The sequence below is a fragment of the Fervidobacterium islandicum genome (assembly GCF_000767275.3).
Taxonomy (GTDB): domain Bacteria; phylum Thermotogota; class Thermotogae; order Thermotogales; family Fervidobacteriaceae; genus Fervidobacterium; species Fervidobacterium islandicum.
In genome coordinates, this window is sequence record NZ_CP014334.2 from 287,331 (window position 1) to 307,500 (window position 20,170).

General features: G+C 36.4%; 17 protein-coding genes and 3 pseudogenes. 11 read left to right on the forward strand and 9 right to left on the reverse strand.

Annotation, left to right across the window (positions count from 1 at the left end):
• Positions 1 to 169: 169 nt before the first annotated feature.
• On the reverse strand, positions 170 to 2,767 hold the full coding sequence (locus NA23_RS01345) for a heavy metal translocating P-type ATPase (protein ID WP_084384004.1): 2,598 nt from the start codon (positions 2,765 to 2,767) through the stop codon (positions 170 to 172).
• 238 nt (positions 2,768 to 3,005) lie between these two features.
• On the opposite strand from NA23_RS01345, the pseudogene NA23_RS10670 reads away from it, so the two are divergent.
• A pseudogene (locus NA23_RS10670) lies at positions 3,006 to 4,143 on the forward strand (IS110 family RNA-guided transposase).
• Positions 4,144 to 4,266: 123 nt separating this feature from the next.
• Here the strand turns inward: NA23_RS10670 and NA23_RS01360 are convergent.
• On the reverse strand, positions 4,267 to 4,641 hold the full coding sequence (locus NA23_RS01360; protein WP_033191383.1) for an ArsR/SmtB family transcription factor: 375 nt from the start codon (positions 4,639 to 4,641) through the stop codon (positions 4,267 to 4,269).
• Between the two features lie 215 nt (positions 4,642 to 4,856).
• Between NA23_RS01360 and NA23_RS01365 the strand changes: the two genes are divergently transcribed.
• Positions 4,857 to 6,056 (forward strand): IS110 family RNA-guided transposase, encoded by a 1,200-nt coding sequence (locus NA23_RS01365; RefSeq protein ID WP_236938321.1) that lies wholly within the window; start codon positions 4,857 to 4,859, stop codon positions 6,054 to 6,056.
• Positions 6,057 to 6,365: 309 nt separating this feature from the next.
• Here NA23_RS01365 and NA23_RS01370 read toward each other — a convergent pair whose 3' ends face one another.
• From NA23_RS01370 to NA23_RS01380, 3 genes are read right to left on the reverse strand one after another with little or no spacing between them, the layout of a single operon-like run.
• On the reverse strand, positions 6,366 to 7,937 hold the full coding sequence (locus tag NA23_RS01370) for a recombinase family protein (RefSeq protein ID WP_011994748.1): 1,572 nt from the start codon (positions 7,935 to 7,937) through the stop codon (positions 6,366 to 6,368).
• A 1-nt stretch (position 7,938) separates the two neighbouring features.
• Positions 7,939 to 8,391, reverse strand: a complete 453-nt coding sequence (locus tag NA23_RS01375) for a recombinase family protein (RefSeq protein WP_009052871.1) — start codon at positions 8,389 to 8,391, stop codon at positions 7,939 to 7,941.
• Positions 8,361 to 9,359, reverse strand: a complete 999-nt coding sequence (locus tag NA23_RS01380) for a recombinase family protein (protein WP_249477109.1) — start codon at positions 9,357 to 9,359, stop codon at positions 8,361 to 8,363. Before NA23_RS01380 ends, NA23_RS01375 begins: the two co-directional genes overlap by 31 nt.
• Here NA23_RS01380 and rho point away from each other — a divergent pair.
• The 8 genes and pseudogenes from rho to NA23_RS01420 form a co-directional block, all read left to right on the forward strand.
• Positions 9,348 to 10,154, forward strand: a pseudogene (rho, locus tag NA23_RS01385) (transcription termination factor Rho); the annotation flags it as partial. The gene NA23_RS01380 and the pseudogene rho sit on opposite strands and share 12 nt — an antisense overlap.
• Positions 10,155 to 10,200: 46 nt before the next feature.
• Positions 10,201 to 11,064, forward strand: coding sequence for a sulfide/dihydroorotate dehydrogenase-like FAD/NAD-binding protein (locus NA23_RS01390; RefSeq protein ID WP_004103198.1), 864 nt, complete (start codon positions 10,201 to 10,203; stop codon positions 11,062 to 11,064).
• Positions 11,055 to 12,458, forward strand: coding sequence for an NADPH-dependent glutamate synthase (gene gltA, locus NA23_RS01395; protein WP_004103199.1), 1,404 nt, complete (start codon positions 11,055 to 11,057; stop codon positions 12,456 to 12,458). Before NA23_RS01390 ends, gltA begins: the two co-directional genes overlap by 10 nt.
• A 13-nt stretch (positions 12,459 to 12,471) precedes the next feature.
• Positions 12,472 to 12,744, forward strand: a complete 273-nt coding sequence (locus NA23_RS01400; RefSeq protein WP_004103200.1) for a hypothetical protein — start codon at positions 12,472 to 12,474, stop codon at positions 12,742 to 12,744.
• Positions 12,745 to 13,150: 406 nt separating this feature from the next.
• On the forward strand, positions 13,151 to 14,398 hold the full coding sequence (locus tag NA23_RS01405; RefSeq protein WP_011994746.1) for a radical SAM/SPASM domain-containing protein: 1,248 nt from the start codon (positions 13,151 to 13,153) through the stop codon (positions 14,396 to 14,398).
• The gene (locus tag NA23_RS01410; protein ID WP_004103201.1) at positions 14,395 to 15,132 is read left to right on the forward strand and encodes an ABC transporter ATP-binding protein; all 738 of its coding nucleotides are present in this window, start codon (positions 14,395 to 14,397) and stop codon (positions 15,130 to 15,132) included. The genes NA23_RS01405 and NA23_RS01410 overlap by 4 nt, the downstream gene beginning before the upstream one ends.
• A 2-nt stretch (positions 15,133 to 15,134) precedes the next feature.
• On the forward strand, positions 15,135 to 15,917 hold the full coding sequence (locus tag NA23_RS01415; RefSeq protein ID WP_249477111.1) for an ABC transporter permease: 783 nt from the start codon (positions 15,135 to 15,137) through the stop codon (positions 15,915 to 15,917).
• A complete protein-coding gene (locus NA23_RS01420) occupies positions 15,911 to 16,717 on the forward strand; it encodes an ABC transporter permease (RefSeq protein ID WP_004103205.1) in 807 nt (268 codons plus the stop codon). Before NA23_RS01415 ends, NA23_RS01420 begins: the two co-directional genes overlap by 7 nt.
• A 73-nt stretch (positions 16,718 to 16,790) precedes the next feature.
• On the opposite strand, the pseudogene NA23_RS01425 reads toward NA23_RS01420, so the two are convergent.
• Positions 16,791 to 17,381 (reverse strand): annotated as a pseudogene (locus tag NA23_RS01425) (substrate-binding domain-containing protein); the annotation flags it as partial.
• 101 nt (positions 17,382 to 17,482) lie between these two features.
• On the opposite strand from NA23_RS01425, the gene istA reads away from it, so the two are divergent.
• Complete coding sequence (istA, locus tag NA23_RS01430; RefSeq protein WP_033191380.1) at positions 17,483 to 18,712, forward strand: IS21 family transposase; 1,230 nt, start codon at positions 17,483 to 17,485, stop codon at positions 18,710 to 18,712.
• On the opposite strand, the gene NA23_RS10675 is transcribed toward istA, so the two are convergent.
• From NA23_RS10675 to NA23_RS01440, 3 genes are all read right to left on the reverse strand, one after another.
• Positions 18,630 to 19,094 carry an IS3 family transposase gene (locus tag NA23_RS10675; protein ID WP_082868266.1) on the reverse strand — a complete coding sequence of 155 codons (465 nt, stop codon included), beginning with the start codon at positions 19,092 to 19,094 and terminating at the stop codon, positions 18,630 to 18,632. The genes istA and NA23_RS10675 overlap by 83 nt on opposite strands.
• A gap of 71 nt (positions 19,095 to 19,165) precedes the next feature.
• Entirely contained in the window at positions 19,166 to 19,420 is a 255-nt protein-coding gene (locus NA23_RS01435) for a transposase (RefSeq protein WP_033191379.1), read from the reverse strand.
• Between the two features lie 128 nt (positions 19,421 to 19,548).
• Entirely contained in the window at positions 19,549 to 20,109 is a 561-nt protein-coding gene (locus tag NA23_RS01440; RefSeq protein WP_033191378.1) for a hypothetical protein, read from the reverse strand.
• Positions 20,110 to 20,170 lie beyond the last annotated feature (61 nt).

Genomic DNA, 20,170 nt, shown 5'->3' on the forward strand with positions numbered 1-20,170 from the left:
TAGCTTTTAGGGTTGGTTTGTTTGTTATACCCTTTTTTAAAACCACCTTGCTAAAATTATTTTGCAAAATATCTTGACAACAATTAGCTGGTCTTATAAATTTAAATACAGATACCCCTTGATTTTATCTTTGAGAAGATAAATCAAGGGGTTAATAAATCATGTAGTCCTATATACTTTTTGTATTCATTACCCTCATTGCATTTAATATTGCGATTATTGCCACACCCGTGTCAGCGAATACAGCTTCCCACATAGTTGCAACTCCCACCGCACCAAGTGCAAGGAATATGGCTTTAACCCCTAATGCAAACACAATGTTTTGCATCACAATTTTCCTAGTCCTTTTTGCTATTTTAATTGCAGTGACAATTTTTGATGGTTCATCTGTCATGATAACTATATCAGCTGCTTCAATTGCAGCATCAGACCCCAAGCCGCCCATTGCCACGCCGATATCCGCTCTTGCAAGTACCGGAGCATCGTTGATGCCATCACCAACAAATACAATTTTCCCCTTATGAGATTTCTTAGCATCCAGAGCCTCAATTTTTTCTACCTTGTCGGCCGGTAACAATTCAGTATACACCTCGTCAATTCCAAGTTGGGTTGCTATTTTTTCCCCAACTGCCTTCGAATCACCAGTAAGCATAACAATATTTCTAACACCTAATGCCTTCAATCCTTTAATCGCATCAGCTGAATCTTCCTTCACTGCGTCAGAGATTACAATATTTCCTGCATACTTCTTGTCTACTGCAACATGTACTACTGTACCTAGAGTCTCAACTTCCTGATATTTAATGTTTTCTTTATTCATCAGTTTGCTATTTCCGACAAGAATCTCTTTACCACCAACTTTAGCCCGAATCCCATGACCTGCAATTTCCTCATAGTCTTCAATTTTAGTGATATCGACATCTTTGTTATAGGCTTTCAGAATGGATAGTGCAATTGGATGACTTGAGTGACTTTCAGCATATGCTGCATATTCAATCAATTCCTCCTTTGTAAAATCACTTTGAGGGTTGATACTCACAACTTCAAATACACCCTTGGTTAGCGTTCCCGTCTTATCGAAAACAACTGTTTCCACATTGTTCAACGCGTCAAGATAGTTACTGCCTTTTACTAATATACCTCTCTTCGCTGCTCCACCAATCCCTCCGAAGAAGCCCAATGGTATTGAAACTACTAACGCACATGGACAAGATATAACTAAGAACACTAAGGCTCGATATATCCATGTAGAGAAAGTTGCACCGGGGATCACCAATGGAGGTATGATTGCTAAGGCTAATGCTCCAAAGACTACAATCGGAGTATAGAAACGCGCAAATTTTGTTATAAATTTTTCTGTAGGAGCCTTCCTACTGCTGGCATTCTGAACCAGATCCAAAATTTTAGATACAGTTGAATCACCATAATCCTTTGTTACCTCTATTGTCAAAACGCCATTTTTATTAATGAATCCGCTCAATACATCGTCTCCTGGCCCGACTTCACGAGGAACAGATTCCCCTGTTAACGCTGCAGTGTCAACCATTGAGTTTCCTTCTATAACCTTGCCATCGAGGGGAACTTTTTCTCCTGGTTTAACAATAATGATGTCACCTATGTTTACCTCTTCAGGAGATACTTTCCTGATCTCATCGCCAACTTTAAGATTTGCATAGTCAGGACGAATATCCATCAAAGCACTTATTGATTTTCTGGAGTGACCTACAGCTATATTCTGAAGCAATTCACCTACCAGATAGAACAGCATAACTGCTACACCTTCTGGATACTCTCCAACGAAGAAAGCACCAATGGTAGCAATACTCATCAAAAAATGCTCACTGAATACCTGACCGCGGGCAATACCTTTTATTGCTCTTAAGACAACCTCTCCACCAACTATGATATAACTAATAATAAACAAGGTAAGCTCAAGCCAATTTTGGAAATTAAAGATGATTCCCACGGCAAATATTGCTCCACCGACCACAAGTCTTATGATTTCTTTTTTGTTGACACCTTCTTCTTCCTCTTCATTATTTTCTTTTACGTTGGCCTTAGATGTATTCTCCTCAAAAATGACCTTTACATCTGGCTCTATTTTCTTTACTATGCCTTCAATCTTCTCATTTAACTCAGAGCGGTTGACTTTCGGACTTATTTCCAGTGTTAGTTTCTTCGAAACAAAATCTACTGCAGCAAATTCAACTCCTTCTAGACCGCTTATTTCTTTTTCTATTTTAGCTGCACAATTCGCGCAGCCAAGTCCTTCAAGCATTACTATGCTTTTGTTCACCTTTTTCTTCTCTGCATCAACTATTTTAACATCCGGCTCAAGTTTATTTACAATGGATGTTACTTCTCCAAGAATTTTACCAAATTCCTTTTTATCGACCGCTTCAATTGTCAGCTTCTTAGATACAAAATCAACGGTCGCACTATTTACTCCTTCAAGGCTTTGTGTTTGAGCTTCAATCTTTGCAGCACAATTCGCACAGTCAAGTCCTTCAAGTATTAATACTTTTTTATTGCTCTTGTTAACGGATTTTTCTTTCACTACCACATCCGGTTCGTGCTTGTGCACTATGGTTTTAACTTGCTGTAATATATTCTTATACTCTTGCTCTGATTCAATTTCTAAAGTCAATGTCTTGTTCATGAAGTTCATATAGGCTTTGACTCCATTTAATTTATTAACCTCTTCTTCAATTTTAGCTGCACAATTTGCGCAATCTAAACCTTCTAAAATTACTTCCTTCTTTAACATTACTGACCCTCCTCGTATAATAAGTTCGGTAAAAATTAAAATTGGTCTTTGAAAATTGAATGCATATTTTTTAACACCTCTGGTAAAATAGTTTCAGGTTGCCCCTCCTTGAGACTTTGTTCTCTTAAATAAGATTGCCTAACTAGAGTACAGCTTTTTACTTGCCGGAAAATGTTTTGCCTCGTTTTCTTATGTACCGCGAGGTTGTAAGGCTGTACTCAATCCGGAGGTGATTCCTTTGGCTATTTTAGCTATTGATGTCTCAAAGAACTATCTTTCTTTCTTTTCTGATTTCATCGGTAGTGGGACTGTTGAGAACTCTCCTCAAGGTATTGTTGAACTTTTTAACAAAGCTTTTGCTTCTTCTTCCGATTTTTCTCTTGTCCTTGAATCAACTGGTGTTTTTTCTTTTAATGTCGCTAACTTCTTCTTTCAAAACAACGTACCTGTCTTTTGGGTTAAAACTGATAACATTAAGCTCTATCGCAAAATTCTCAATCGTCCTAAAACTGACAAAATCGATGCTGAACTTATTTTCTCTATCGCTTCTAAATTTCCTGAGTCTTTAGTCCCTTTTGTCAATAACTCATATATCATCTCTGAGCTTCGTAATCTCACCAGACTTTATTTAAAGTTCAACGAAGATATCGCTCGATTGAAACTTAGGCGTTTCTCTTTATTTCCCTAAACTTGACTTTAAACTAAATAAGACTTTCGAATGCCTGCTTAAAGATTATACAATCGAAGAAATCGCAAACATGCCAATTGAAGAGTTATTTGAATATATTGCGAAAATTTCCAGACACAATGTCTCTTCACAAGTCTTAGCAGAAAAACTCCAAACTCTTGCTAAAGATGCCTTGAGGTTGTCTGTTAATCCTTCAAACACTCTGAGAATATCTATTGTTTCCACTATCGATTTGATACAGCACTATGAAAAACAAATCGAACTAGTAAAGAAAGAAATAAGTAAATTACTTAAAGTAATTTCGAACACACTAACAACAGTCAAAGGGATAGGAGAAATAACTGCAGCTGGAATTATAGCCGAAATAGGAGACATCAATCGTTTCGAAAAAGCCTCAGCGTTAGCATCATACGCAGGGCTTGTATGGACAATCAATCAAAGTGGAAATTACAAATCAGAAAACAACCAACTAACGAAAAAAGGGAACAAGTATCTAAGAACATACCTAGTAATGGCAGCGAACGGAGTAAAGACATACGATCCTGTATACAAAGAATATTATCGCAAAAAGTACGCAGAAGCAACAACACACAAACACATGAGAGCGCTAATATTAACTGCAAGGAAATTAGTAAATTTAGTGTATTATTTACTAAAGAACAACGTACCGTATGTACCGATGAAATAGGTAAAAAGAACGAAATCAAGTATGTGAAGAATGAAAGTGAAATATTAAGTTATTGAAAGTCAAAGTGTTGACTAGGTTTTTTATTTTTCTATTTTTTCTCCTCTTGACTTATTACCGGAAATCTTACTTACTTTCTTCTGAAATATGAATTAATCCCTGGTCAAATATTTGCTTTACATGTTCATCTTCAAGAGAGTAGAATACAGTCTTTCCTTCTCTTCTGCTCTTTACTAGTCCAGCCTGCTTTAAGACTCTTAGCTGATGAGAAATTGCTGATTGGGTCATATTTAATAAGAATGCAATATCGCAAACGCACATCTCTGATTCACCTAATGCCCAGAGTATCTTAATTCTTGTTGAATCTCCAAAAACTTTAAATAGTTCTGCTAGATCATATAGAGTTTCTTCTTGAGGCATTTTTTCTCGCACTTTATTTACAATTTCCTCATGTATTACATCACAGTCGCATCTTTCAATTGGTTGAATTTTTTTTGCCATATTTATATCACCTCCTACATAAAAATATGGTATAAATAATTTAGCTTAAAAAAATTGAGGGCAGGACAACTTATGTCACCTTGGCTTTTAAGCCATTTAAGGAGTCTGTTGCCTGCCTTTAACCATGATTAGTTGGTTGGGCTTTCAGCCCTCGTCAGCATGGAGGATTGGTTCAGCAGGCTCCCTGCCCTCATCATTCGAAAGGAGGATTTTTCATGGATAACTTCCCTGTTTTCGTCGGCATCGATGTTTCCAAGGATAAGTTCAACGTCTGCGCTATCTCTAATCCCAGTTCCATCATCTTCGAATCTTCTTTCGATATGTCCCAGCAAGGCTTTTCCTCCTTCGCAAACAAACTCTCTGCCTTCCCAAAACAATCCATCATCATCGCTATGGAATCTACTGGCTGTTATCATCTCAACCTTCTGGCTTTCCTTTCTTCCAACGACTTTGCTTGCGCTGTTTTTAATCCTCTAACTGTTAAAAACTTTGCTTCTCTTCGAAAGACCAAAACCGACAAAATCGATGCTCGCATTATCGCTACTGCTTTGTTTTACCTACAACATCAAATTCCTTCTTCTGCTTTTGTCAACTCTGAGCTTCGTGATATTGTCAGAGCACGCGAAAACATTATCCACCGCATCGCAAAAGTTAAAGACAATATCGAAAAACTGCTCAACGTTCTTTTCCCTGAACTCGAAAGAGTTACCAATATCTACAGTGACACTATCCTCAATCTTCTTTCTCATTTCCCTTCTGCCAAGGCTATTCAAAAGGCTCGTAATCTGGATGTGTTCTTTTCCAAAGACCGTGGCAGAAGTACAAAACTTAATGCTCAAAAACTTAAAGAACTCGCTAATAACTCGATTGCTCAATATTGGCCGATGAAAGAAAAGATTCTTGTGCAAAATATCAAAGAACTACAATTTTTACAGCAACAGCTTGAAGAATACGACAAGATGATGAAAGAATATTGCGAATGTAGTGCGATAAACCTTGATATCGAGATACTCACGTCAATACCAGGTATTGGTGAAAACAGCGCGATGCATTTCTTGGCAGAAGTTGGAGATATCTCAAGATTTAGTACATACAAAAAACTCATTGCGTATTGTGGACTCGATCCAAGCATTGCCCAATCAGGCAAAAGCAAAGTAGAAGGACACATATCGAAAAGGGGCAATGCCCACCTAAGACGAATACTATGGCTAATGGCAGTGAGTGTAGTGATTCACAACGAATATTTCCGAACATACTATGAACGAAAAAGGCAGCAAGGTATACCGTACAAAAAAGCGATAATGTCAGTAGTACACAAGTTATTGCGAACGTTGTACGCAATGTTGAGAAAGAAAGAGAAGTTCAATATTGATTATGCTATCTCACACTCAAAACAAAAATTTAATTTTGCATAGTTGACTCCTTATCATTCAATTGAACACTTGAATAAGCTTTCATATATATTATAAACCTCAATTCTCCGTTTGTCAATAAAAACATATGAGTAATTGTTCAAGTGTGTTTATCTTTTAGCTTTACGGTCAAGACCGCCACCTCTAAGCGCAGCGTAGGTGGGTTTTAATCAGGTGGAGTAGACTCTCCATCTGATTCCCCGATGTTTCAGCTTGCTGAAACGAGTTCACTTATTAGATTATCCCCAAGTATAAATAGAAAAGAACCGCCCATCAAGAAGTATTTCTCCTCAATCGGCGGTCAAATTCGTTTTATTTTTCTATATCAATTTCTACACCAGATTTAAATTCAATAGTTAGTTTGTCATCATAAACCGTTATTTTCTCTATAAGTCTCCTTACTAGTTGCTCATCATACTCCTCAAGGAGGGTGGATTGTTCATTTAGGAACTTTTCCATATCTTCTAGTCTTTGCTTGGAGCCTTTTTTGCCAGCTTCTTCTGCTAAAGCCTTATGTCTTTCCTCTCTGAGCCTGTAAATCTCATCGGCTATATCGTTATAATCCTCTTTGGAATTGGCCAGTCTCAAAAGGTCTTTTTGTAATTCCTCTAGCTTTTTATCTATCTCGGAAACAACATTATTGCCCGTTTCACTTATCACTGTTTCTATATTTTCCTTTAAGATAGTTAAAAAGCCATCCTTTTGCCCTATTAGTTTATTAATTGCCTCTACCGTAGCAATACCTATCATATCCTCCAGCACGGTTCGGGAATGACAAGTTAACCCTGTATTCTCAAGTCTACTGACGCATCTCCAAACAATCGATTTTTTACCTCGATTATTCCAATGAACTCTACGGTATATTTCGCCACACTCACCACAGAAGATAATTTGCGAAAATACATGATTTGAACTAAAGTTTCTTTTCTTTCCACTAGTACTTATATGTCCTCTACTTCTACGAACTAACTCTTCTTGTACCTGCATGAAAATTTCACGCGGGATAATGGCTTCATGGTTATTCTCTACATAATACTGAGGTACGATTCCGTTATTCACAACCCTCTTTTTTGTAAGAAAATCTACCGTATAAGTTTTTTGGAGCAATGCATCACCAATGTATTTTTCATTGCTTAATATTTTCCTTATAGTACTGGTATGCCACCTTTTTTTCCCCGCTCCCGTAAGTATGCCATCAGTTTCAAGTCCTTTTTTGATTTTATCCATACTGGAGCCTTCAAGATACTCTCGGTAAATCCTTTTAACAATTTCAGCTTCCTCCGGCACAATTACTAATCGCTTATTTTCATCTTTGGTATATCCTAAAAACCTAGAACAATTGACCATTACCTCTCCCTGTTGGTATCGGTATTGGTAACCAAGCTTTACATTCTGGCTTAGTGACTGGCTCTCTTGTTGCGCTAAGGATGCCATAATGGTAAGCATAATTTCACCTTTGGCATCCAGTGTATTGATATTTTCTTTCTCAAAATATACCGCAACATTTTTATCTTTAAGTTTTCTGATGTATTGTAGACAGTCCAAGGTATTTCTAGCAAATCGGCTTATTGATTTGGTAATAACCATATCAATTTTCCCAGCCATACACTCATCAATCATTCGATTAAATTCATCACGATTTTTTGTATTTGTACCGCTGATACCATCATCAGCAAAGATCCCTGCAAATTCCCACTCTGAATTTTTCTTAATAAATTCAGTATAATGTTCAATCTGCACTTCGTAACTACTAGCTTGTTCATCGCTGTCGGTAGAAACTCGACAATAAGCAGCAACCCGAAGTTTTGGTGTTTCATCTTCTTTTCGATTGTTGCCCATGCGTTTTATTGCAGGTATAATCATTACATTTTTACTAACTGCCATCTTACTGTCCCTCACTTTCTATTAAGCTATAAACATACTCCGCTTGTGTAAAAGGATTTGTATACTTCTGAATTACTTGTCCTATGGTAAACTTCTTAGAAATAGTAGGTTTGTCTTCTTTCTTGGGTTCAAAGATTCTACCTAGCTTTTTCGCTCTCTTTACCCTCTCTGCTTCTGCTTTTTCGTAGGTCTCTTTATCAATGATGGCAGGGTAATAATCATCACCAAGATAACGTTCGTTTCTTAGCATCCTTCCAGCAGTTCCATGATAAGCATCTATTCCAGCAGTCTTTGCTGCGACCGATAAAGAAAGGCCTGATAAGTATCCCCTATACAAACTCCTAACCTTTTCAGCTTTTTCTTCATCGATAACTGCTCTACCATTCTCTATCCTATAGCCGTAAGGCGTATGTGCCACTTTTCTCACATCCTTTCCCTTAGTGTGATTCCGCATTTTAAAATGAAACCTATCTCTACTCTTGAGAAGACAATTATTTTTTCAACATAATCATTAAAAAGTTGGTCGTTAAAGTCACTTAACATTTCAGCCTTATTTGTAAATTTTATTAAGTTACTGACTTCCTGCACCTTTGATAATTCTCCATTTAAGGCATGAATTAATGCTTCTTTTTGCTCCATATAGTTGTTTGCTTCCATTTGCAGTTCATTGTTTTCTCGATTAAAAAGGGCAGGTTCTAGATATCCCTTCGCCATAAGCTTTACAAGCAGTTCTCTCTGTTCCGCGTTTTTTTCAATTTGCTTCTCTAATTCCTGAATTCTTGAAAGGTTATCAGACTTGTTCATTCCACGTAAAGCCTCTAATAGTGGTTGTAGAATAAGTTTTCTGCCGAAAATCAGCTTATTCATCATCGTAACAAATGCCTTCTTTATATCCTCATCTCGAATAAACTGCATGGAACATTCTGTTATCTGCTTTAAGTGTTTGCTACAACACCAGGCTACGTATTTTCTTGCACCAGATGAATGAATTCGCCTTTTAAAGGTACTACCACATTCCGAGCAAATAATTTTTCCAGAGAAAGAATACCGGTTTTGGTATTTATTGTTACGCTTTTCTATGCCCTTTTCTTTTGCCCTTTGATTTAAGGCAGCTTCTACTGCTTCAAATACTTCATGGCTGATAATTGCCTCATGGTGATTTTCTATTAAATATTTATTTTTCTCACCATAATTGGTGCGCTTATTAAATCGGGAATCTGTATAAGTTTTTTGCAGTATAGCATCCCCAGTATATTTCTCATTTTTTAATATCCCTCGAATTGTAGTAGCAGTCCAACGAGCACCTCTTTTAGTAGGTATACCCATTTGATTAAGATCATCTGCAACTTTCTGTGTACCTTTGCCCGATAATACTTCTGCGAAAATATACTTCACGATTTCTGCCTGCTCAGGGTTTACCACCAAAGGTTGATTGACTTGTTCACACCGATAGGTAAAGGACAAAGGGGAATGATCGTCGCTCCACCGAAGACCGGTAAGACCACGATACTCAAAGAAATTGCCAACGGAATTGCAACTAACCATCCTGATACAATTAGAATCGTATTACTCATCGATGAACGACCTGAAGAAGTTACAGATATCAAAGAATCGGTAGATGCAAAGGTTATAGCAGCCCCGTTTGATATGCCTTCCGATAAGCAGATAAAAATTGCTGAACTTACGCTTGAAATGTGCAAAAGACTTGTTGAATATGGAAATCACGTTGTTGTGCTCCTTGATAGTCTTACACGACTTGGAAGGGTTTATAACATAACCGTTCCACCAAGTGGTAAACTGTTGACTGGTGGTGTTGATCCGGCTGCACTTTACAAACCCAAACATTTCTTCGGTGCTGCAAGAAACACAAGAGAAGGTGGAAGTTTAACCATCATCGCAACCGCACTCATAGAGACTGGATCGAAGATGGATGAAGTGATATTTGAAGAATTCAAAGGTACAGGTAATATGGAACTTGTGCTTTCAAGACAGCTTGCTAACAAAAGGATTTTCCCAGCCATCAATCTTGCACTTTCGGGTACAAGAAAAGAAGAATTATTGATTGGGCAAAACGAATTGAAGAAAGTGTGGATCCTTAGGCGTATGTTGAGCTCTATGTCTGAAGAAGAAGGTCTCAAACTCATACTTTCAAAATTGAAAGAAACGAAATCGAACGAAGAGTTCTTAGCTTTAATAGACGCCCAGAAAACAGTATAACAATACATTTTTTTCTTTGCTCACCTAAGTATAGGAGGAATTATCAATGAACCAAGAAGAGCTTAACAACGTGATATTGCGTAAGCGTAAATTAGCCTACGGAGTTCATGATGTCTGGATTAAAAATGATCTCATTGGTAGACAAGCTAAACCTGGTCAGTTTGTTATAGTGAGGATAAGTGAAAAAGGCGAACGCATACCTCTAACGATAGCCGAGTCCAATGGTGAAGCGTTCAGAATCGTTGTCAAAGCGGTTGGGAAATCCACATACGAACTGTGCTCGCTCAACGAAGGCGATATACTTTACGATGTAGTTGGACCACTCGGTAAGCCAAGTGAAATTAAGTATCATGGAAACGTACTAATAATCGGTGGTGGAGTTGGAATAGCCGCTATATTACCAATTGCAAAAGCGCTAAAAAGTGCAGGCAACAACATAACAGTTATAATTGGAGCAAGAACAATCCAAGATTTGATATTAAGAGATGAATTCACATTTGCCGATAAACTTTTACCAACAACAGACGATGGAAGTTTCGGATACAAAGGTAACGTGATAGATGCCATGAAAATCGAGCTTGAAAAAGAAAATTACAACGTAATTTGGTCGATAGGACCAGCTATCATGATGAAACTTTCAAGTGAAATTGCCACAAAATACAACATTCCCATTTGGGTTTCGTTGAATTCTATCATGATAGATGGTACTGGTATGTGTGGTGGTTGCCGAACGGTGATAAAAACTGATAATTCCGAAAAGATACAGTACGTATGCGTTGATGGACCAGAATTCGATGGTAGATACGTTGATTGGGATAGCTTCATCAAAAGGCTAAACCAATACAAAGAACAAGAAAAATTGGCTCTTGAAAGATATCTGAAAGAAGTTGGTGAACCTACATGGCTGTGAAAGACAGAGTCCACGTGCCAGAACAACCTGCTGAAATAAGAAAAACTAACTTTTTGGAAGTATCGCTCGGTTACACACCAGAATTGGCGCAACAGGAAGCCTCACGATGCTTACAATGTAAAATACCAACGTGTATATCCGGTTGTCCGGTCGGTATCGATATACCGGGCTTTATTAAAGAGATAGCTAAGGGTAATTTCGAAGGTTCGTATAAGATTTTAAAATCTTACAATTATCTGCCAGCAATATGTGGACGTGTATGTCCACAAGAGGTACAATGCGAGGGGTTATGCATTTTAAATAAAATTGGAAGATCAATCAACATAGGTGCACTTGAACGATTCGTCGCAGATTGGGCGGATGAAAACAACATCGAATACGAAAATGAAAATACTAAATTTCAATTCAACATAAGCAAAGCAAAAGATAAGAAAGTGGCTATAATCGGCTCTGGACCAGCCGGATTGACGGTTGCATCTGAACTTGGTAGATATGGTTTCACCGTGGATATATACGAAGCCCTGCACGAATTCGGCGGTGTATTGACGTACGGTATACCAGAATTCAGATTACCAAAATCGATAGTCAAAAAAGAAATTGCCGCACTTGAAAAACTCGATGTGCGATTTTTCAAGAATATACCAGTTGGATACGCTATATCCGTTAAGGAAATCCTCGAATCTTACGATGCCGTTTTCATCGGTGTCGGTGCTGGCACACCTAAATTTATGGGCATACCCGGAAGTGAGTTGAACGGTGTGTATTCTGCCAACGAATTTTTAACAAGGATAAACCTTATGAGAGCGTACAAATTCCCGGAGTACGATACACCTATACGAATCGGCAAAAAAGTGGCTGTAATCGGTGGTGGAAACACCGCAATGGATGCAGCAAGAAGTGCTCTAAGACTTGGTGCAGACGTCACTATAATATACCGTCGAACAGAAGCAGAAATGCCAGCGAGAAAAGCGGAAATCGAACATGCGAAAGAAGAGGGTGTTAAATTTTACACACTCGCAACACCTGTCAAGTACATCGGTGATGAAAATGGTAATTTGGTAGCTATCGAATGTATCAGGATGGAACTTGGCGCGCCTGATGAAAGTGGTAGAAGACGACCTGTTGAGATTCCAAACAGTAACTTTATCTTGGAAATGGATACAGTTATCGAAGCGATAGGTACTGAAGCGAATAAATTTCTGCTCAGTCAATTTCCAGATTTAAAGACAAACAAATACGGTTACATAATAACAGACGAATACGGTCAGACAAGTAATCCGAAAGTCTTCGCTGGAGGAGATATTGTAACAGGTTCAGCAACAGTTATCTTAGCCATGGGAGCTGGTAAAAAAGCTGCGCAAGGTATAATGAAATTCCTATCAGAAAACAGATGAAGGTGAAGATGATGTGATTTACATCGAAATACTATCTGCGATAATTGTTCTTCTAATACTCGTTGCAATAGTCTTATCAACTATCCCCATGCAAAGAAACATGCTTGAAGAAGCACTAAGGCAAGAGAAAGCCCAATTAAAAGCGGAAAATATCTTTTGGGAAACGATCGATGACACGGTTTTGAAAAACCTACCTGATACTTTTTCGATAAATTACCAAGTTGAAGTTGATGGCAACAAATACATCGTCACCATCAGTGCGGAAAAATTTCAAAGGCAAAAGTAATTGAGAAATGAACATCCCCCGGAAACACATTTAACTTCGTCGGGGGATTTTTTATATCTTATAGGTGATTTTATTTCTATTCAACGAATATGGTGTTACAGTATTGACTTTTTTTTTTTTTTTTTTGATATAATTAAAATAACTCTGCGCAGAGTAAATCGTGTTAAAAATTATTGATTCTTACAAGGAGGTATAACAGATGAATATTTTGAAAAGATTAATCAATGGTAATGTTCCACTTGGTGGTTGTATAAATAGAAGTCAAAGATGTGCGAGCATTGAGATTAGTAAAAAATAACCTAATGGTTTAATGTTACTAGACCCGGGTCTAATATTTTATTGGATCGAATTAGAAGACTTGAATTTCAGAATAAATAACTGAAATTCGAAATAGGGAGGAACCGAAATGAGTAGATTTGTTGTAAAAATTGATAAATATGATAAGATAATATATTATGATCTTTTAATGCGTGAAATTAAGATAGTAAATAAGAACTCATTGAACACAAAATTCGAAAGTTATGATTCAGATGAAAGAATTGCATTAATGAATTATATTAATAATAAGATAAAATATTCAAACGATACTTTGTCAATAACAGATGCAATTACCTATGATTGTAATTTAAGTTGTGTATATTGCATGCAAAATGGACCAAAAATAGACAAAACCCAACTGGAAATTGAAACTGTGAAGAAAGTGGAACTTTACAGAAAACTTCTCAGTATCTTCAATCCAAAATCATTTATTATTACATTTTTTGGCGGGGAACCTTCGCTAAAAATTGATTATTTGCAGCAGGTTCTTGAACAAATTGAATCTGAAGAAAAGTTTAAACAGTTTAATATAATATCAAATGGAAATTTTGTTTTTGATGATTTGTTTTCAATATTAAACCACAGAAAATTTGGAGTTATTCAGTTGACATTAGATGGTCCAAGAGAGCTCCATAATGCAAGACGTCCACGAAAAGATGGGGCAAGTAGTTGGGACAGAATAATGGATAACATGAGTAAAATATTTTGTTATTCAAATTCAACTGTGGTGATTCATACCGTTTTAGATGAGACAAACTCTAATTTTTATTACAAGAAGATGCTAGACGAGCTCGTTGAGATATTCGGAGTGAAAGTATTATCAGAAAGGGTTATTTTTAATATTGGTTTATTAACGAATCCAGAAAATGGTGGATTATCATTAAAAGGAATCAATATTTGTCAAAAAGAGTACGCCGAAAAATACGTTGAAGCAGTCAAATCTGTGATTAATTTTGGCTTTAGGATCATCGATTTTCTAAATGTTTGGCCTTGCACATACAAAAAAGAATCCGACCTTGTCTTAGCTCCGAATGGTGATGTATACAATTGTATTTCTGGAATTGGAGTAAGTAATTTCAAAATCGCAAATTACGAAGAGATAATGTCTAACGAAGAGATATTCATTAAAAAATATGCTAATTTCTTAGAATCCATTTCTCATGATAAAACTTGTATGAGTTGTACTTTTCTTCCAATTTGTGATGGTGGCTGTAAATACAACTCATTTTTAAAGCAAACTCCGAAAGATTGTTGGAAAGAATTTTTAGAAACATTGTATAGTTCAGATTTAATTGAATTATATGTATTAAATCAAGAAAGGGTGATCGTTCCTTGAGTCTTGTTTTATTGAAAGGTGTTAGTAAATCCTTTGGAGACCAAAGAGTGCTTGAAAATGTAAGTTTGAACATTTCAGAAGGTGAATTCACCGTATTGGTAGGTCCAAACGGCGCTGGTAAGAGTACGCTTTTGCGAATCATGGTAGGTTTACTTTTACCAGATGAAGGTGAAGTGAACATCTTAGGTTTTGACGTAAAAAAGCACTGGAAAAAACTCGCAAGGTATATCGGTGTTGTGCTTGCTAACGAAAGAAGTTTATATTGGAAGCTAACGGCTTGGGAAAACCTTGACATATTCGGTGGAATTTACAATGTTCCAAAAAAGAAGCGAATAGAACGTGCCGAAGAGTTACTTAACTTTTTTGGTTTATACGATGACAAAGATAAGCTCGTTGAAGATTATTCAACTGGAATGCGTAAGAAATTGTTACTTTGTAAAGCTTTAATTCATCAACCAAAGATTCTCTTCATAGATGAGATTTTGAATGGTCTCGATGTTAACGCCGTCATTCAGGTTAATTCTTTTTTAGAAAAGTCGAGCAAAGATGGTGTGACTGTCGTTATGGTAAGTCACATACTGCACAATTTGAGTGAGGATGCAAAGATAGTACTTCTGAAAAATGGAAAAATTGAGCTTATTTCAAGGTACGGTGATATTTTCGCAAGTAAAGATGTTTACAACCAGCTTTCTGAACTCTTTTTGCAATCTTCCGAATATGCTGAAAACGAATGAAGGTGAAGAACGTGCTGGATACTTTAAAAAGTGTGTTTATCTTAGCGATGAAAGACTTGAAAGTGCGTAGGAAGTACAAATTTGTCTGGATAAATATGGCGCTCACTCCATTTTTTATGATTGCACCGTACGTTTTCAGTGCAAAGATAACAACTCAGCAAGATATAGTAAACAACATACTTATTGGTACACTCCTTTGGTATTGGTTGAATCAATACTTTTTCGGTGTTGGTGATGGCTTTTCGGAAGAACGTATGGAAGGAACACTTGTAACAATTGTTTTATCACCGATTTCCACAGTTGCATTTTTATTTTCAAAAGCAATTGATACATTCATTATGAATTTGTACATAACACTTTTCACACTCTTGTTTTTTTGGTTGCTTGGCATAGATATTTATTTATCGTTCTATTTCTTTTTATTGTTACTTGTGAGTGGGCTTTATATTACTTTCTTTTCGATATTTTTTGCTGGTTTGAATCTTCTGTACAAACGCATCGGAACTTTAAATTATTCGATTCAGTACGGGATAGGTCTTCTATCTGGTATGGTAAATCCTGTTAGCAATTTCCCGTTCTATATTCGTATAGCAAGTTACTTACTGCCATTAACGTATTTAATCGAAGCTGGAAGGGTAATCTTAAACTCCAACGATGTTACGAAGTTTTTCTTTAATTTACTTACAGTGAGTATCATTAGTGTAGTGTATCTTGTTGTCGGTGTTGCGATGTTGAAAAAAGCAGAACACTTGATAAGGCAAAAAGGAGAATGGGAAGAATGGTAAGAGGTTTGTACTTGATTAAAGCACAATTTCTTTCGGCTAAAAGGTACAAGATAGATTTTTACGGTTCGTTCTTCGTGCCATTGCTCACAATAATTCCGTTATTATTCTTGTACTATCTTGGTAGTAAATCGAATATCGTAAAGTTTTTCTATGGGACATCGAATACAACGAATATCTTCGGTTACCTTGCGCTTGGTGCTGCCTACTGGAATTACGTTGAAATTCTGTGGGGAGTAATCTTCACATTGAGACGTTACATGAGAATAGGACAATTTGAAGAAATTTTCTTAACACCAGTGAGCGGACTTGAGTACATTCTATCTTGGAGTGTGTTCGGCATTTCAAGAGTAACCATAGAATCTGTACCTATATTAATACTTGCACTTTTGAGCAATTTATTGACAATAAAACCACTAAACTTGTTACTTTTTATATGTTCATTTGTTATTTCCATTATTGCATCGTTCGGATTTGTCTTCCTTTTCTTTGGGTTAACGTTACTTTTAAAGGACGCCGATGAACTGGTAAGCTTGGTAGGAAACGCTGCACCTTTGATAGGTGGGATGTTCTTTCCAGTGACCGTATTACCGAAGTTCTTACGTTACGTTTCGTACGTCTTTCCTTTTACGTGGGGCTTAGATTTATCAAGACATTTTCTGATGGGTACAAAAACGATTTTTGATTTGAAAAGTGAGTTTATGATTTTCACAGTGATATCTTTTCTCTATATTATCGCTGGTTACTTGAGTTACGTTATACTCCAACACAAAGCACGCCAAAAAGGAGTACATGGGTTTTAAAATGTTTGCAAAAATAAACCATCCCCAGAGACTATCAAACAATCTTTCCGGGGATGGTTTTGTTTTCATATGATCACATTATCTTTTTCACAGATTCTCGTTCGATTATTTTTGTGGGTAATATAACGTTTCTTGGTAATCTGAGATGTTTGTCAAGGATACGTTCTATCAAAAGTTGTGCTGCGGTTGTGCCCATCTCCCAGCGTGGTTGCATCACAGTTGTTAATCTCGGGTTTGTGTATTGTGCAAACGGTGCATCGTCGAAACCTATTATCGATACTTCGTCAGGTACCTTTATACCGTAATCTTTCAGTGCATCTATTGCGCCAAGAGCCGCCCAATCGTTTACGGCAAATATTGCGGTGAAGTTCAATCCGTATTTGTTTAGATGTTGTGTTACACTAACCCATCCATGCTCGGAGTTGTACCCACGGTGTTCACCAAGGTACACCTTTACTTCATCTTTCTTTGATATTTTATCGAGGAACTTGCGAATACCTTTTTCCCTGTCTTGCGCTGCTGGAGATAACTCAGGACCAGGGATAAACAATATATCTCTGTGTCCGTGGTCGTAAAGATATTTCATAGCCAGATAACCACCGGTTACGTTATCCACGTTGACCACATCGAAATCGATCTCATCAACTCGAAAGTCTATAACGACGTGTTAATGATAAAATAAAAATGTACTGAAAGTGGAATATAAGGATGTACAAAATTGTACATTGATATGATATCCTTTCTCATAGTGAGGAGGGATATCAAATGCAGAACTTAACAGCACATTTAAACATGATAAGGGCGATGAAAATGAAACCTAACTTTTCAGAACTTGCAAGAATATATGGGATAGACAGAAGAACAGTAAAAAAGTATTATGAGGGTTATGAAGGAAAACCTAAGAATAGAAATAAACCAAGTAAATTGGACAAATACTATGATGAGATAAAATCAAAGCTTGCTATCAAAGGAGTTACAGTCAAGGGTGTTTATGAGTATTTAAAATCAAAAGATGAGACAATAGGAACATACTCAAATTTCAATAAGTATGTTAAGAAAAAAGGATTAAAGCCAGAGAAGAAAGTAAAAGGTCACCCAAGATTTGAGACAGATCCAGGTGAGCAAGCGCAAGTTGATTGGAAAGAGAATATAAAGCTTGTCTCAAGAAATGGAGAGGAGTTTGTTATTAATGTTCTTGATTTTAAATTAGGTTATTCAAGATATTGCTGCTTTGAGATAAACAGGACAAAAACTCAAGAAGAATTAATAGAAAGTCTAATAAGAATATTCAAAGATATAGGCGGAGTACCTAAAGAGATTTTATTTGACAATGCAGCAGCAGTTGTTGATATAACAGGTGAGAAAATTAAAGTAAATTCAAGATTTAAAAGTTTTGCAAAAGACTTTGGGTTTGAAGTGAAACTGTGCAAACCAAGACATTCGTACACAAAAGGAAAAGTTGAAGCAGCAAACAAGTTTATATATTGGATACTGCCATATCAGGGTGAATTTGAAACAGAAGAGGACTTAGTAAGGATAATAAAAGAGATAAACGCAAAGGTCAATATGCAGCCAAATCAAACAACTCAAGTCCCACCTGCTCTTCTGTTTCAAAAAGAAAAAGAGTATTTACAACCCTTGCCAGACAAAAGGTTAATAGAGAGTTACCTAAATTCCTACAAGTCAGTTAAAGTCCAAAAGGACTCTCTGATTTACTACAAGGGAAGTAAATACTCTGTTCCACACGAATACATAGGAAAGACAGTCCAAGTAAAGGAGGTGGAAAACAAAATTTATATTTATTATAACACAAACCTGTTAAGGATACATGTTATTGATGAAAAAAGTATCAATTATCACGATGAAGATTACAAACAGCTAATGCTAATGAGAGTTGGTCAAAAAGAAGAGCTTAACAAGATATGTGAGGAGAACCTAAAGAAATTTGATAATCTGTTGAAAGTTGATTGGAGCCAGTTATTTTCTCGCGTTTAGCTAACTTCCTGGGACGATTAGGGTATGTTTTTCTCTTGGGACGCAAAATATCTAGTTCTTTACATAATCTATATACTTTCTTGTGGTTAATTACCAGCTTATAATCCTCTTGTAAACAAGTGGTCAGCTTCTTATAACCATAGGGATAGCCATCACCAGTTATAAGCTCACAGAGATGTTCTTTTACACTTTCATCAGGTATCTTATTACCCTTTTTATCCTGGGTATAACCAGAAATTTTGCGTCCTGGTTTATGCTGTTGTGCTTTATTTTTGTTATTTATATTATTTCTAGCAATACAGTAGTAGGTGGATAAAGATAAACCGACAAAGCCAAGGACAATAGTTACTCTATATCCTTTTTGGATCCACCTTTTAGCAATAGCAACTTTGTCGGCTACCGAGAGTTTGTCTTATCCCTTAGTTCCCTTAAAATTGCTAAATCTAATTATTTTTAGGCTATTAGACGTTTTAACATATCGTTTTCAGTGCTTATTTCTTTTAATTGTTTTTCCATTGTCTTATATCTTGCTTCTTTAGTTTTAGGTAGTGATGCTACAGAGCCTCTTTGGCGTTTTTTACTAATCCAGGTGTGTATTGTACTTGCTGATATATTATGTCTACGGGCAACTATTGCAACATTACCAGTCTCCTGACACTCATTTATTATTTGTTCTATAAATTCTAAACTATATTGTTTTTTAGCCAATTCAATTACCCCCTATTTCTATTATTTATGCTAACATATTACGCATTTTTTCTCCAAATCTATTAGGGGGCTAGATAGATATCGATAGGTCTCATGTTTACATCCTGGGAATAAATCCGAAACTTTTATTAGTCCTTGACATCTGCTATATTGTAGGACTTTATAGATACAGCAACAGAGGCACCTAAAGAGATGTACATCCAAAGGCTTTCAAAGCCTAATGGTGTATTTTTATTTAAGTAGAAAACAAAAACGAGTATTAAAATTGGCAACGTTGAAAAAAAGCTCGAAATCAAAAAGTGGGGTATCGATTGCCATCCGTGCAATTGAATTCCAAAGACTACACTGTAAACAATAACAGGTAGCATAATTCGAAATACGATTTGGGCTAATGAAAACTCTTGCCCAAATGTGCTCGTCAACAACATAAAATTGATAAGAATTACTGCCAAATATGAAGTAATTGATATGATCAAGAATCTGAGCAAGTCTTGTTTTCTACATCCATTAAGCAAAATTCCTACTAATAAGCCACCCAAACCTGCAGCAATTAACGGTACTCTTGGATATAAAAATGTATTTTCTCTGATCCATTCAAACGATAAAGAAGTGATACCGCCAATTAAATAGGCTATGCTCCCCAAAATATATACTTTTATAATTTCAATAACATTATAGTTTCTCCCCATTTACACAACTCCTTGCTCCCAAGATATCTAATTTGGAAACTTGAAAAATGGCATCTAAATC

Coding starts and splice junctions, on each gene's coding strand:
- NA23_RS01345 (WP_084384004.1), bottom strand. CDS start 2,767: ATGTTAAAGAAGGAAGTAATTTTAGAAGGTTTAGATTGCGCAAATTGT.
- NA23_RS01360 (WP_033191383.1), bottom strand. CDS start 4,641: ATGGCAAAAAAAATTCAACCAATTGAAAGATGCGACTGTGATGTAATA.
- NA23_RS01365 (WP_236938321.1), top strand. CDS start 4,857: ATGGATAACTTCCCTGTTTTCGTCGGCATCGATGTTTCCAAGGATAAG.
- NA23_RS01370 (WP_011994748.1), bottom strand. CDS start 7,937: ATGGCAGTTAGTAAAAATGTAATGATTATACCTGCAATAAAACGCATG.
- NA23_RS01375 (WP_009052871.1), bottom strand. CDS start 8,391: ATGCGGAATCACACTAAGGGAAAGGATGTGAGAAAAGTGGCACATACG.
- NA23_RS01390 (WP_004103198.1), top strand. CDS start 10,201: ATGAACCAAGAAGAGCTTAACAACGTGATATTGCGTAAGCGTAAATTA.
- gltA (WP_004103199.1), top strand. CDS start 11,055: ATGGCTGTGAAAGACAGAGTCCACGTGCCAGAACAACCTGCTGAAATA.
- NA23_RS01405 (WP_011994746.1), top strand. CDS start 13,151: ATGAGTAGATTTGTTGTAAAAATTGATAAATATGATAAGATAATATAT.
- NA23_RS01420 (WP_004103205.1), top strand. CDS start 15,911: ATGGTAAGAGGTTTGTACTTGATTAAAGCACAATTTCTTTCGGCTAAA.
- istA (WP_033191380.1), top strand. CDS start 17,483: ATGCAGAACTTAACAGCACATTTAAACATGATAAGGGCGATGAAAATG.
- NA23_RS01440 (WP_033191378.1), bottom strand. CDS start 20,109: ATGGGGAGAAACTATAATGTTATTGAAATTATAAAAGTATATATTTTG.